Source organism: Falsibacillus pallidus (genome assembly GCF_003350505.1).
In the GTDB taxonomy this organism is placed as follows: Bacteria; Bacillota; Bacilli; order Bacillales; family DSM-25281; genus Falsibacillus; species Falsibacillus pallidus.
Window position 1 is genome coordinate 21196 of sequence record NZ_QQAY01000011.1, and the last position, 13934, is coordinate 35129.

The 13934-nt window shown below is 44.6% G+C and carries 13 protein-coding genes and 4 tRNA genes; 16 read left to right on the forward strand and 1 reads right to left on the reverse strand.

Annotation, left to right across the window (positions count from 1 at the left end):
- The first annotated feature begins 96 nt into the window (after positions 1 to 96).
- Positions 97 to 804: a DUF554 domain-containing protein gene (locus DFR59_RS14575; RefSeq protein WP_114746405.1), complete on the forward strand. Its 708-nt coding sequence runs from the start codon at positions 97 to 99 to the stop codon at positions 802 to 804.
- A gap of 21 nt (positions 805 to 825) precedes the next feature.
- Here DFR59_RS14575 and yyaC read toward each other — a convergent pair whose 3' ends face one another.
- Positions 826 to 1461, reverse strand: a complete 636-nt coding sequence (gene yyaC, locus DFR59_RS14580; protein WP_114746406.1) for a spore protease YyaC — start codon at positions 1459 to 1461, stop codon at positions 826 to 828.
- Positions 1462 to 1727: 266 nt separating this feature from the next.
- Here yyaC and DFR59_RS14585 point away from each other — a divergent pair, with 266 nt between their 5' ends.
- From DFR59_RS14585 to DFR59_RS14660, 15 genes are all read left to right on the forward strand, one after another.
- The gene (locus tag DFR59_RS14585; protein ID WP_211318565.1) at positions 1728 to 2639 is read left to right on the forward strand and encodes a mechanosensitive ion channel family protein; all 912 of its coding nucleotides are present in this window, start codon (positions 1728 to 1730) and stop codon (positions 2637 to 2639) included.
- A 12-nt stretch (positions 2640 to 2651) separates the two neighbouring features.
- Positions 2652 to 2852, forward strand: a complete 201-nt coding sequence (locus DFR59_RS14590) for a DUF951 domain-containing protein (protein WP_114746408.1) — start codon at positions 2652 to 2654, stop codon at positions 2850 to 2852.
- A 329-nt stretch (positions 2853 to 3181) separates the two neighbouring features.
- A complete protein-coding gene (gene ychF / locus DFR59_RS14600) occupies positions 3182 to 4282 on the forward strand; it encodes a redox-regulated ATPase YchF (protein WP_114746410.1) in 1101 nt (366 codons plus the stop codon).
- A 172-nt stretch (positions 4283 to 4454) separates the two neighbouring features.
- Positions 4455 to 4742 (forward strand): 30S ribosomal protein S6, encoded by a 288-nt coding sequence (gene rpsF / locus DFR59_RS14605; RefSeq protein ID WP_114746411.1) that lies wholly within the window; start codon positions 4455 to 4457, stop codon positions 4740 to 4742.
- A gap of 81 nt (positions 4743 to 4823) precedes the next feature.
- Positions 4824 to 5348, forward strand: a complete 525-nt coding sequence (ssb, locus tag DFR59_RS14610) for a single-stranded DNA-binding protein (protein WP_114746412.1) — start codon at positions 4824 to 4826, stop codon at positions 5346 to 5348.
- A gap of 35 nt (positions 5349 to 5383) precedes the next feature.
- The gene (gene rpsR / locus DFR59_RS14615) at positions 5384 to 5620 is read left to right on the forward strand and encodes a 30S ribosomal protein S18 (protein WP_114746413.1); all 237 of its coding nucleotides are present in this window, start codon (positions 5384 to 5386) and stop codon (positions 5618 to 5620) included.
- 294 nt (positions 5621 to 5914) lie between these two features.
- Positions 5915 to 6841, forward strand: coding sequence for a YybS family protein (locus DFR59_RS14620; protein WP_158538397.1), 927 nt, complete (start codon positions 5915 to 5917; stop codon positions 6839 to 6841).
- 39 nt (positions 6842 to 6880) lie between these two features.
- The gene (locus tag DFR59_RS14625; protein WP_114746415.1) at positions 6881 to 8854 is read left to right on the forward strand and encodes a DHH family phosphoesterase; all 1974 of its coding nucleotides are present in this window, start codon (positions 6881 to 6883) and stop codon (positions 8852 to 8854) included.
- Positions 8851 to 9300 carry a 50S ribosomal protein L9 gene (gene rplI, locus DFR59_RS14630; RefSeq protein WP_114746416.1) on the forward strand — a complete coding sequence of 150 codons (450 nt, stop codon included), beginning with the start codon at positions 8851 to 8853 and terminating at the stop codon, positions 9298 to 9300. The genes DFR59_RS14625 and rplI overlap by 4 nt, the downstream gene beginning before the upstream one ends.
- Positions 9301 to 9638: 338 nt before the next feature.
- On the forward strand, positions 9639 to 11003 hold the full coding sequence (gene dnaB / locus DFR59_RS14635) for a replicative DNA helicase (protein WP_114746417.1): 1365 nt from the start codon (positions 9639 to 9641) through the stop codon (positions 11001 to 11003).
- A gap of 192 nt (positions 11004 to 11195) precedes the next feature.
- On the forward strand, positions 11196 to 12482 hold the full coding sequence (locus DFR59_RS14640; RefSeq protein WP_114746418.1) for an adenylosuccinate synthase: 1287 nt from the start codon (positions 11196 to 11198) through the stop codon (positions 12480 to 12482).
- Between the two features lie 759 nt (positions 12483 to 13241).
- Positions 13242 to 13317, forward strand: a tRNA-Lys gene (locus DFR59_RS14645).
- A 9-nt stretch (positions 13318 to 13326) separates the two neighbouring features.
- Positions 13327 to 13401, forward strand: a tRNA-Glu gene (locus DFR59_RS14650).
- 76 nt (positions 13402 to 13477) lie between these two features.
- Positions 13478 to 13554: transfer RNA gene (locus tag DFR59_RS14655), tRNA-Asp, on the forward strand.
- Positions 13555 to 13739: 185 nt separating this feature from the next.
- Positions 13740 to 13812, forward strand: a tRNA-Phe gene (locus DFR59_RS14660).
- Positions 13813 to 13934: the final 122 nt, after the last annotated feature.

A 13934-nucleotide genomic window follows, 5' to 3' on the forward strand; every position in this document is an offset into this window, starting at 1 on the left:
AATGGCGATTTCTTTTACACAGCGGCTGTTTTCCAACAGATTTTCACAACATTTTACGAAAAGAGCCTAAACAGTACATACAGAAGGTGAATCAATATGGTTTTGTTAGGGACGATAGTGAATGGCGCTGCCATCATTGCCGGGACGCTCCTGGGCAAGCTGATGCATCGTATTCCGGACAGCATGAAAGGCACTGTCATGCATGCGATTGGACTGGCAGTTGTGACACTCGGACTCCAGATGGGATTCAAAAGTGAAAATTTCTTGATTGTCATCATCTCTCTCGTAGTGGGAGCAGTCATCGGTGAATGGATGGGGCTTGAGGATAAACTGAATGCAGTCGGGGGATGGCTCGAACAAAAAATAGGGTCGAATGAAAAAGGAAGCATCTCGAAAGGATTTGTCACAGCCACCTTGATTTTCGTCATAGGCGCCATGGCTGTATTAGGTGCCTTGGACAGCGGGATTCGCGGAAACCATGAAGTGTTATATACCAAATCGATTATCGATGGATTCACCTCGTTGATCTTGACGACAACGCTTGGCATCGGCGTGATTTTTTCCGCCATCCCTGTCCTGGTCTATGAAGGAGCAATCGCACTATTTGCCACTCAGATTGATAGGTTTGTTCCACAAGAACTGATGGATCAATTCATTCACGAAATGACATCAGCGGGAGGCATCATGATTTTTGCCATTGGATTGAACCTGATCGGCATCACCAAAATCCGGGTGGCCAATCTCCTCCCCGGCATTCTTGTCGTGGCGCTCATCGTAAGCGGCATGTACCTATTTAATGGATAACGTGAAAGAACCCCCGTTCAATTATTGAAAAGGGGTTCTTTTTAGTTCAGCGTCCTGAGTCAATTTCATCTGGAACCAGCTTTGTTTCCGTTGATAGTGGAGACTAGCTTCATAAAGCCCCTCTGACATGGTGCGTGCCATTTTCAGCACAAGGTTGAGGCGCGTATTTTGCAGGACAAAAAACTCCATAAAGCCGCTGACATTGACGATGCCGGTGATATGCATATTCCCGACGGCCTGCAGCTCCTTATTGACGCCGGCACCGGGCTTCACCGGTCCATTGCCGACCTGGATGACGCCCACACTTTTCATCCTGCCGAGGCAGGCGTCGATCCCGATAACAAAAGGGTTGGGATGCTTTTCTTCAATCATCGCAAGCTTTTCGGCAAGGTTGACGGCATGTATGGGATCCTCCAGCGTTCCGTATACAAAGAAGTTAGCTGGATTTTTTTCTTCTAATAAAGTGCCGATGAGCGGACCTAATGAATCTCCAGTGGATCGATCGGTCCCGATGCAGGCGACGACAATGGGCTGTGTACCGACAGATGGGAGAAGGGATACAATTTCCTCAGCCATGAGGCCGGAAGCGTGCTCCGCATCATGGGCGATTCTTGCCGGATCTCCCTTTCGGTCGAAAAGACCTTTTTTCAGATTCATTGGCTCCACTCCTTAAAGATAGTAATATCAGTATACGGAAAAATAAAAAGTTCTATACATAAACGGATGGGGATAGGGTAAAAATATGAAATTAAGGGGAAATGAAAATGAAAGAATAGGCCCATGTACTGCCCGAAAAATTATACTATTCTATCTATTCCCCAATTAGAGTTATTCCTACCAAAAAAAATGGAATGTTGTTAAAATAAATTAGAAATACGGAAGACTATCTCATTCTTTTAAAAAAGATTTGGCAGGTGAGTAAAATGGAGAAGCAAATCAGCGGTCCACTGGATACGTTGTATAATAAAATCACGAATGAGGACTTATGGATATCGATTGGCGCGATAGCTATAAAAATCATTGCTATCCTCTTAATAGCAGGATTGATCATTAAGATCGGTAAAGTGGCAATACGAAATATCTTTAAAGTCCGTGCAAAATCGCCGCTTCGTTTTACGGAACGAAGAGAAACTACTTTATTGAAATTATTGGAAAATGTCTTAGTGTATGTCGTATACTTTATTGCAGTCATCATGGTGCTGTCAGCCCTAACCATCAACGTTACAGGGCTTCTGGCAGGTGCCGGCATTGTCGGTCTTGCCATTGGTTTTGGTGCGCAGAACCTGGTGCGCGACATCATTACAGGGTTTTTCATCATATTTGAAGACCAGTTTTCAGTAGGAGACTATGTAAGAATTGGAGCAACTGAGGGGACAGTAGAGGAAATCGGGCTCCGGACGACGAAAATTAAAAGTTGGACGGGTGAATTGCATATTATTCCAAATGGGAACATTTCGGAAGTGACCAACTTTTCTCTTAATAACAGTGTAGCGGTAGTCGATATTAATTTATCCTATGAAGAGAATATTGAAGAGGTAGAAAAGATCATCAATGATCTTCTGCTAAAGATGCCTCATAAATATGAAGAACTTGTGCAGCCGCCTGAGCTGTTAGGTGTACAGAATATGGCTGCTTCGCAGGTGACCGTACGAGTTGTAGCCGAGACCCTTCCGATGAAACATTGGTATATCGCCAGACAGCTTCGCAAAGAAATAAAATCTGTATTGGATGAACGCGGTGTAGACATCCCTTTCCCGAGAATGGTGCTCTACTCTCGCCAAGAAGAGGAAAAAGCAAAGCTTCCAAATATGAGACAAAGTGCTGAAGGTGAATAAGGGGGATACACGATGGAACAAAACAAAGAGTTCGGGATTCATGATGTAGTAGAGATGAAGAAGCCTCATCCATGTGGCGTCAACCGCTGGAAGATCATACGGATGGGGATGGATATCCGCATTAAATGTGAAGGCTGCGACCATAGTGTCTTACTCCCCAGAAAAGAATTCACACGAAAAATGAAAAAGATTCTTGTGAAGCACGAAGAATAAAGAAAAGCGGAAGCACCCCGAAAGCCCCGACCCGCATAAGACGGAACTCGAAGGAAATCCTGATTTCCGTAGAGTTATGGCTTATGACCTCGAGGGGCTGGGTGCTGCAGCTGGACAAAGAAAAGCGGAAGCGCCTGCAGATGAAACCTAAATCTGCAGGCTTTTTTCATGAAGTTCTCAGGGAAGAAGGATTATCCACGTTGGAAAGCTTGTCTTTTCCGGGCATTATCCCTATAATTGGGAAGGGTTTATTGTTTTTTGCATCATTATAACTTTGGTAGAAATGATCGACTATAAATAGATGAATTTTTGAAGAGGAGTGACGTTTCATGGCACTTACAGCAGGAATTGTAGGCTTACCGAACGTAGGAAAATCCACGTTGTTCAACGCGATAACAAAAGCAGGTGCAGAATCTGCCAACTATCCATTTTGTACGATCGATCCAAACGTAGGGATTGTAGAGGTTCCAGACCATCGTCTGGTCAAGCTGACTGAATTGGTTCAGCCGAAAAAAGTAGTTCCGACTGCTTTTGAATTTACGGATATTGCCGGAATTGTAAAAGGAGCGAGCAAAGGGGAAGGATTGGGAAATAAATTCTTATCCCATATTCGCCAAGTAGACGCAATCTGCCAAGTGGTCCGCTGCTTTGCAGATGATAATATCACGCACGTTTCCGGTAAGGTCGATCCGATTGACGATATCGAAACAATCAACTTGGAATTGATCCTTGCTGACTTGGAATCTGTCGATAAGCGCTTAAGCCGTGTTGAAAAGCTTGCGAAGCAAAAGGATAAAGAAGCTTTGGCTGAACAGGAAGTGCTTGTGAAAATCAAGGAAGCACTGGAAAACGAAAAGCCTGCCCGCACGGTTGAATTCTCTGACGATCAGATGAAAACAGTAAAAGGCCTTCACCTACTTACAACAAAACCGGTTCTTTATGTAGCGAATGTTGGAGAAGATGAAATTGCGGACCCTTCAAACAACGAATATGTTCAGAAAGTACGCGAATTCGCTGCAAATGATAATGCGGAAGTGATTGTCGTCTGTGCAAAAATCGAAGAAGAAATCGCCGAATTGGACGAAGATGAAAAAGCGATGTTCCTTCAAGAGCTTGGCATTGAAGAGTCCGGCCTTGATCAGTTGATTCGTGCCGCTTACAACCTTCTTGGATTGGCTACTTACTTCACTGCCGGCGTCCAGGAAGTTCGTGCATGGACATTCCGTCTTGGCATGAAGGCGCCAGAATGTGCAGGAGTCATCCATACAGACTTCGAACGCGGATTCATCCGTGCCGAAACGGTTTCCTATGATGATTTGATGGCAGGCGGAAGCATGACAGCGGCCAAAGAAGCAGGGAAAGTAAGACTGGAAGGAAAAGAATATCTCGTTAAAGACGGAGATGTCATTCACTTCCGTTTCAACGTATAATTTATCCTAAGCTGCCTGGAGTTTTCTCGGGCAGCTTTTGCTTTAGATTGGAATTAGAGATTATATTGCATAACCCGGGTGATTCTGATATAATTACAACTTGTGAGTAATAATTATATTGCTCCTTGCCCTTTCAAAAGGGCCGCATAGTCCATAAGGAGGTGACATACTGATGAAAAAGTACGAAATAATGTACATTATCCGCCCAAGTGTTGATGAAGAAGCAAAGAAGGCAGTTGTTGAGCGTTTCTCTACCATCCTAACTTCAAACGGCGCGGAAATCATCGAGTCAAAAGATTGGGGTAAGCGTCGTCTTGCATACGAGATTAACGACTTCCGTGATGGTTTCTACCAAATCGTAAACGTTAATTCTGGTACAGAAGCGGTTCAAGAATTCGACCGTCTTGCTAAGATCAGCGACGATATTATCCGTCATATCGTAGTTAAGAACGAACAATAATTAAACGTATTTTTATAAATACTTCTAAAAAATTGTTTCCATAACCGAGACAGCTATTTTGGGAGAAAGGGGTTGATTCTGATGATGAACCGTGTCATTTTAGTCGGAAGGCTAACAAAAGATCCTGAGCTTCGCTACACACCAAGTGGCGTAGCCGTTGCAACATTTACATTAGCCGTGAATCGTTCTTTTACGAATCAGCAAGGCGAACGGGAAGCGGATTTCATTAACTGTGTAATCTGGCGCCGTCCTGCAGAGAACGTGGCGAATTTCTTAAAGAAAGGAAGCCTCGCAGGTGTAGATGGCAGGATTCAGACTCGAAATTATGAAGGACAGGATGGACGCAAAGTCTACGTCACGGAAGTGATGGCAGAAAGCGTACAATTCCTTGAGCCAAAGAATGCCAATAATCAAGATCGCGGGAACGCAAGCTCTAGCGGCGGCGGAAACCAGCGCAATCAAGACTATCCATTCAATCAAAACCAAAATCAGAATCAGAATCAACGCAGCAATAACAATAACCAAGGCTATACTCGTTTAGATGAAGATCCGTTTGCAAACGATGGACAACCTATCGATATTTCGGACGACGATCTACCATTCTAAAACGTATCCCATTGGAAGAAAAGGAGTGAAATCAAATGGCAGGTGGACGCAGAGGCGGACGTAAGCGTAAAAAGGTGTGTTTCTTTACATCTAACGGTATTACACACATCGATTACAAAGACGTCGATTTATTGAAAAAATTCATCTCTGAACGCGGGAAGATTCTTCCTCGTCGTGTAACTGGTACTAGCGCTAAATACCAACGTAAATTAACGATTGCTATCAAACGCTCACGTACTATGGCATTACTACCATACGTATCTGGTGAATAATGATCGGATAAGGCAGCGAGTTTAACTCGCTGTCTTTTTTTATAGCTAAGTAAGGATAAAATCGGAGTGTAAATCTGTCCAGTTCCAGCTCCTAGCCCCTCGAGGTCATAAGCCGTACCTCTACGGAAATCAGGATTTCCTTCGAGTTTCGTCTTATGCGGGTCGGGCTGACCAAGGCGCTTGCGCTTTTCTAATTGCCTGTCACCTAAGGTAAACTCATAGCGGAAAGTTGAATCGGGGACCTCCAGCGGATAGAATAGAGGTATGGATTTTTTACGGAATAGGAGTGAAGCTGTGAATCAAGCGCGGCAATTAACGCAAGGGGCGCTGATGCTTGCGGTTTATCTGGTTTTATTGTTGATTACCATTTATGTACCGCTGCTGTCTTTGGTCGCCAACTTATTTTTAATATTCCCATTTCTATATTATAGTGCTAAGCACCCTGCTAAGTTTTCATTCGTCCTGTTTATCGGGGCACTTATCCTGTCTGCTGTCGTCGGTACGGTGATGAATCTGCCTTTGACGATCATGTACGGGACAACAGGGATAGCAATGGGGTTGTGCATCAGATATAAGAAAAGCAAGTTATTTACATACGCAGTTTCAAGCTTCGTTTTCTTAATCAATTTAATTGTGCAGTATGCAGTTGCAGCTGTTATATTCAATATGAAGTTCATTGACGATATGCTCAAGCAGGTCCAAACTTCCATCAATCAGTCTGTTGACTTGATGGAGAAATTTGGGCAGACAGTGGATCCGCGGGTGACGTCGCAGCTTGATGCGATGGCAGGTCTGGTTAAAACGTTGATGCCGTCTTTATTCGTGATGGGTTCGTTTTTACTGGTCGTCCTCCTCATGGCCGTCAATTTTCCATTGGCCAGAAGGTTCCACGTCGATGTCCCGGTCTTCAAGCCTTTTCGACAAATGCAACTACCGAAAAGCTTATTATGGTATTATTTAATTACTATTGTCATAAGCCTTTTGGTTGGAAAAACAGAGTCAGGGTTTGCCCATTCTGCCTTGCTGAACGTCTCGTTTATGCTGCTGACGCTATTTTACCTCCAAGGGTTGTCGTTCATTTACTTCATTTGCCATAATAAAAATGTACCAAATGCAGTGGCTGTGATCCTGACGATCATTACGTTCCAAATGCTTTCCCTGGTATCGATTTTAGGCATGCTGGATCTGGGATTTGCAATGCGCCAAAGATTCCAGCGATAAGCAAAACGGCGTCAATTTCAAGTTTTAGGAGCTGAAATCATGCCTTCTTATTATAAAAAGCGGATGCTTCGTTTTCCGCTGTATGGATTGATGGCCATTTCTCTGGCCTTGATCGGCATTCTAGTCTTTTATAAGTGGTGGGTCAGCTTAATAGCGGTCCTCCTTTTCGGGGCTCTATTCTATCTGGTGCTGTACTTTGAACAGAGATCCCATGATGCGATAGAGGAATACATATCGACCCTTTCTTATCGGGTGAAGCGCGTCGGGGAAGAAGCTTTGATGGAAATGCCGATCGGGATCATGCTGTTCAATGATGACTACTACATTGAATGGACCAATCCTTATCTCGCTTCCTGCCTCAATGAAGATTCGCTTGTTGGGCGGTCTTTATATGATGTGGCAGAGGCGATCGTTCCGTTGATCAAACAAGAAGTGAATACGGAAACGATCATGATCAACGATAGAAAATACCGGGTGATTTTAAAAGCCGAAGAAAGACTTCTCTATTTCTTCGATGTGACCGAACAATCCGAAATCGAAAAAATGTATGAGGAAGAAAGAACGGTCATTGCGACAATCTTCCTCGATAACTATGATGACCTTACACAGGGCATGGACGATCAAATGCGAAGCAGCCTCAACAGCATGGTGACTTCGACTTTGAACAAGTGGGCCAACGAATATGGAATCTACCTCAAAAGGGTTTCTTCCGATCGTTTCGTGGGCGTCATGAATGAGAAGATCCTTCAAGTCCTGGAAAAAGATAAGTTTTCCATCCTGGATGATGTGAGGGAATTAACATCTAAACAAAACGTTCCATTAACCTTAAGTATCGGCGTAGGCGTGAGCGCGTCTTCTCTGCCTGAGCTCGGTGCACTTGCACAGTCGAGCCTCGATTTGGCGCTGGGACGAGGCGGCGATCAAGTCGCAATGAAACAGCCGAACGGAAAAGTAAAGTTCTACGGCGGCAAGACGAACCCTATGGAAAAGCGCACGAGAGTACGTGCCAGGGTTATTTCACTCGCATTGAAGGAATTGATCCTTGAAAGCGACAAAGTCATTGTCATGGGGCATAAGCACCCTGACATGGATGCTATCGGAGCTGCAATCGGCATCCAGAAAGTGGCGAAGATGAATCAGAAGGAAGGGTATATCGTCCTGGACTTTTCCGATATTGATACAGGCGTCAAGCGGATGCTGCGTGAAATGAAGCAGCACCCCGATCTATATTCGCGGTTCATCACACCGGAGGAAGCTTTGGAAATGGCAACCGAGGATACACTCCTTGTCATTGTGGACACTCATAAGCCAGCCCTTGTGATCGAGGAAAAGCTTGTGAACAAAGTGGAGAACAAAGTGGTTATCGATCACCATCGACGTGGAGAGGACTTCATTCTGAATCCGCTTTTGGTTTACATGGAGCCTTACGCTTCATCCACTGCCGAGCTGGTTACCGAACTACTCGAATACCAGCCGAAGCATGAGAAAATCAACATGCTCGAAGCTACTGCCCTGTTGGCGGGAATCATCGTCGATACAAAGAGCTTCACACTCAGGACCGGGTCGAGGACATTCGATGCTGCCTCCTATCTGAAAGGCCAAGGAGCAGATACAGTCCTAGTCCAAAAATTCCTTAAGGAAGACGTGGACACCTATATCAAACGCTCAAAACTAATTGAATCCGTTAAGTTTTTCAAAGAAGGAATCGCCATAGCGAAAGGGAAGGAAGACGCGGTATATGATCCTGTTCTGATTGCCCAGGCCGCTGATACCCTTCTGACGATGGATGAAGTGATCGCTTCATTCGTCATCTCCAATCGGGCTGATGGTGTTGTCGGAATCAGTGCAAGGTCACTGGGCGATATCAATGTTCAAATCATCATGGAAAAGCTTGAAGGCGGAGGACATTTGACAAATGCAGCTACACAATTGACAGACGTCTCGATTGAAGAGGCGGAAGAGCGATTGAAGGAAGCTATTAATGAATATTTGGAAGGGAGAACGAAATCATGAAAGTAATATTCTTGCAGGATGTTAAAGGAAAAGGAAAAAAAGGCGAAATTAAAAATGTAGCAGATGGCTACGCGCATAACTTCCTTATTAAAAATAACTTAGCAGTTGAAGCAACATCAGGAAATCAAAAAGCGCTGGATGCGCAGAAAAATAAAGAAAAACAATTGGCAGCAGAAGAGCTTGAAGAAGCGAAAAAGCTGAAAGAAAAGCTGGAAAAAGTCACGGTTGAGCTTTCCGCTAAAAGTGGAGAAGGCGGCCGCCTGTTCGGCTCCATCACAAGCAAACAGATTGCTGAAGCATTGAAAAAAGCGAGTAATATCAAAATTGATAAGCGCAAAATTGAAATGGACGATGCCATCCGCACGCTTGGCTACACAAAGGTTCCTGTGAAGCTGCATACAGAAGTGACGGCCACTTTGAATGTCCATGTTAAAGAGGAAAACTAAGGCTCTTTCCTCAAAGTTTGTTGCTTTATGAATTAAAACAGGATAACTTATGCAATCTATGCAAAAAATTCAGCTCGAAAAGAGCCTGGATACTCCATACCAACGCATAAAACAGGTATTTTCACGTTAAAATCGGCTTTAAGATTTTAACAACGATGCTTACGAAAACAGCCAAAACTAAAATTTCCAATTTCAGAAAAACAACTTTCTGATACAATAGAATAAAAGAAGAAAATGTGATCAGGGAATAGAGTGTTCCAGGCTGCATATGCCTGGCTCTTGATCACATTTTTTAATGGGATTTTACTATTATCCTTCAAGAGAAGGAGGTTATAAATATGAGTGATTTGTTCAATGATCGAATACCGCCGCAAAATATCGAAGCAGAACAGGCCGTGCTTGGGGCTATTTTTCTCGAGCCTGCCTCGTTGACTGTAGCATCCGAAGTCCTGATTCCGGATGATTTCTATCGGAGTTCCCACCAAAAGATCTATAATGTCATCCTGAAGCTGAGTGATGTCGGGAAAGCGATCGACTTAATCACAGTATCCGAAGAGCTTGGGGCTGCCAAAGAACTGGAGGATGTCGGCGGGATCTCTTATTTAAGTGAACTTGCTGCTGCCGTCCCGACCGCCGCAAATATTGAGTACTATGCAAGGATCGTAGAAGAGAAATCCCTTCTTCGCCGTTTGATCCGTACAGCGACCAACATTGCGAAAGACGGCTACTCAAGGGAAGACGAAGTGGAAGCCCTCCTTGGCGAAGCGGAAAAAAATATCATGGAAGTGGCCCAGCGGAAAAATGCAGGTGCTTTCCATAATATCAAGGATGTTCTCGTCAGGACCTATGACAATATCGAATTGCTCCATAACCGACAAGGAGATATTACGGGGATTGCCACAGGATTTGCTGAACTTGACCGGATGACAGCCGGATTTCAGCGCAATGATTTAATCATTGTTGCGGCCCGTCCGTCAGTTGGTAAGACCGCCTTTGCCTTGAACATTGCGCAGAACGTAGCTACGAAGACAGAAGAAAATGTCGCCATCTTCAGTTTGGAGATGGGAGCTGAACAGCTGGTCATGCGTATGCTCTGTGCAGAAGGCAATATCAACGCCCAAAACCTTCGTACAGGTTCCCTTACGGATGAGGATTGGCGCAAGCTGACCATGGCAATGGGAAGCTTATCAAATTCAGGCATCTTCATCGATGATACGCCAGGGATCCGGATCACGGAAATCCGGTCCAAATGCAGAAGGCTTAAGCAGGAGCATGGCCTGGGCATGATCTTGATTGATTACCTTCAATTGATTCAAGGAAGCGGCCGCTCAGGCGAGAACCGCCAGCAGGAAGTATCTGAAATCTCGAGGTCCCTGAAGGAGCTTGCACGTGAATTGCAAGTCCCTGTCATCGCGCTCTCTCAGCTTTCCCGTGGAGTGGAGCAGCGTCAGGATAAACGCCCGATGATGTCCGATATCCGTGAATCCGGAAGTATCGAGCAGGATGCCGATATCGTAGCCTTCCTTTACAGGGATGACTATTATGATAAGGAATCCGAAAACAAGAACATTATCGAAATCATCATTGCCAAGCAGCGTAACGGCCCTGTCGGAACCGTCTCATTGGCATTTGTGAAAGAATATAATAAATTCGTCAATTTGGAGCGGCGGTTTGATGATACTTCCGTCCCACCTGGCGCATAATAAAAAGGTCGGCCTAAAGGCTGGCCTTTTCTAATTATTATTACAGGTTTGTTTCCGAATAATTACGAACGAATTTGAGTGTTTTAATATAAATGTTCGTGTTTTCGTTGACTTTTCCTACATATCGCTGGTAAACTTAGTATGTTTGATAATAGCGGGCTACATAAGTAGTTCATGCGGAGGTGCTTCATATTGTCTTCAGTAGTTGTAGTTGGAACACAATGGGGAGATGAAGGAAAAGGGAAAATTACAGATTTTCTCTCAGAAAATGCAGAGGTCATCGCACGCTACCAAGGCGGAAACAATGCGGGCCATACAATTAAATTCAACGGTGAAACGTATAAATTGCACTTGATCCCATCTGGAATATTCTATAATGAAAAAATTTCCGTCATCGGAAACGGAATGGTCGTGGATCCGAAAGCACTTGTTCAGGAGCTGAAATATCTCCATGACCGCGGAATCACAACGGACAACCTGCGCATCAGCAACCGTGCACATGTTATTCTTCCTTACCACATTAAATTGGACGAAGTAGAAGAAGAACGCAAAGGCGCAAACAAAATCGGTACAACGAAAAAAGGAATCGGCCCAGCTTACATGGATAAAGCGGCACGCAGCGGAATCCGCATCGCCGATCTTTTGGACCGAGAATCCTTTGAAGAGAAGCTTGAGCGCAATCTGGCAGAGAAAAATCGCCTTCTTGAAAAGTTCTATGAAACAGATGGATTCACAATTGAAGAAATCCTTGAGGAATACTTTGATTACGGACAGCAAATCGCGAAATATGTTTGCGATACATCTGTTGTGTTGAACGATGCACTAGACGAAGGGCGCCGCGTCCTATTTGAAGGTGCACAAGGTGTCATGCTCGATATCGACCAAGGGACATATCCATTCGTTACATCCTCCAACCCAGTTGCAGGGGGAGTAACCATCGGATCTGGCGTAGGTCCATCTAAAATCAATCATGTCGTCGGTGTATCCAAAGCTTACACAACACGTGTCGGCGATGGTCCATTTCCTACAGAATTGACAAACGAAATCGGCGACCAAATCCGTGAAGTCGGCCGTGAATACGGTACAACAACAGGACGCCCGCGCCGTGTCGGCTGGTTTGACAGCGTCGTTGTACGCCATGCACGCCGTGTCAGCGGTCTGACAGACTTGTCGCTTAACTCCATCGACGTATTGACTGGCATCGAAACGCTCAAGATCTGCACAGCCTACAAATACGATGGAAAAGTCATCGAGGAATTCCCGGCTAATCTTAACATCCTTGCTAAATGCGAGCCGGTATACGAAGAACTGCCAGGCTGGACAGAAGACATCACAGGATGCAAAACACTAGGAGAACTCCCGGAAAACGCAAGACACTACCTGGAGCGCGTATCCCAGCTGACAGGCATCCCATTATCCATCTTCTCCGTAGGTCCGGATAGAACACAGACTAATGTAGTGCAGAGTGTTTGGAGATAGATAGAAAAGCGGAAGCGGCTGTTTAGAGGCGCCGAGGTTGGACTGAAGTGCTGCGAGATAAAGGAAACACGAAGAGCGCTAGCGATTCGATGTTGACTTATCGTAAGCGTGCTGAGGGAAACCTCCCAGCCTCTAGCCGCTGGAGCTGGATCATGAAAAGCGGAAGCGGTTTTCGCAGAGGCTTTAAAAGATCAAAAGACAATTTGAAAAAGCGAATCCCCCAGCCTTCGGACTGGGGGATTTTTATCTCAAAAAAAGGAAAGTTGAGCGGTTGAAGGGAAAAGGTGCGGGGTGAAACAAAAAAGTTCGTTGGTTATGGCCAAAAGTCGCGGGGTAAATCGGCAAAGTGCGGCGGTCAGGGCCGAAAGTTCGGAGCAAATTTTGATGTGGTCAAAAATATAGCGCACCAAGGAGCAGATTAGATCTAATTACGAGTCGAATTAGAAGAATTTCGATTACCATAACGGTGTTCCCATTGATTTCTTATCTTTCATTAAAAAATATTAAGAAAAGTGTTGCCTTTTGTCGAATTTCTGTGCTATTATTAGTTTCGTTGCTGCGAGATTACAAGATTCTTAAGAAGATTACAGCACTTATTTCGAGCCATTAGCTCAGTTGGTAGAGCACGTACGAATAATCTTCCTTGCCTCCACTTCAGCGTACAGATTGAGCCGCATCTTGAATAAGCTCTCTGAAATCTGGACGTCGTAGATGCCAAGGACTAGAAATCTATCTTTGTTGTAAACAACATCTTATTTCGAGCCATTAGCTCAGTTGGTAGAGCATCTGACTTTTAATCAGAGGGTCGAAGGTTCGAGTCCTTCATGGCTCACCATTTTAGATTGGCCCATTGGTCAAGCGGTTAAGACACCGCCCTTTCACGGCGGTAACACGGGTTCGAATCCCGTATGGGTCACCATTTGTTTACAAGCAATTATGGAAATTTATTTTGCTTCGTAATTAATGAAAGTTATTTCACATTCGTGAAAAACTCTGGTCTGGTAGTTCAGTTGGTTAGAATGCCTGCCTGTCACGCAGGAGGTCGCGGGTTCGAGTCCCGTCCAGACCGCCATTTTCATTTTAGAAGATGGATGGTAAGTAATAATTACATACCTTATCTAGAATGAAAGGTTTAGGATAGGCAAGAAGTTCAAGGAAGCGATTGAGCGAAAGCCGGAGCGTGCTATACGCACGTGAGGACTTGAGTGATCGAAGCTGACGAAGAAATTCGCCGCCTAGCGTAAACCGTAACTACAAGGCTCGGTAGCTCAGTCGGTAGAGCAATGGACTGAAAATCCATGTGTCGGCGGTTCGATTCCGTCCCGAGCCATCACTAAAAAGCACTGCGATGACATGACTCTCGCAGTGCTTTTTTATTTTTGTTCTGTTTTGTAACACAACTGTAACATTAAGAGAAAAATACCGGGTATTATTTCCTCTATAAAATCTTAT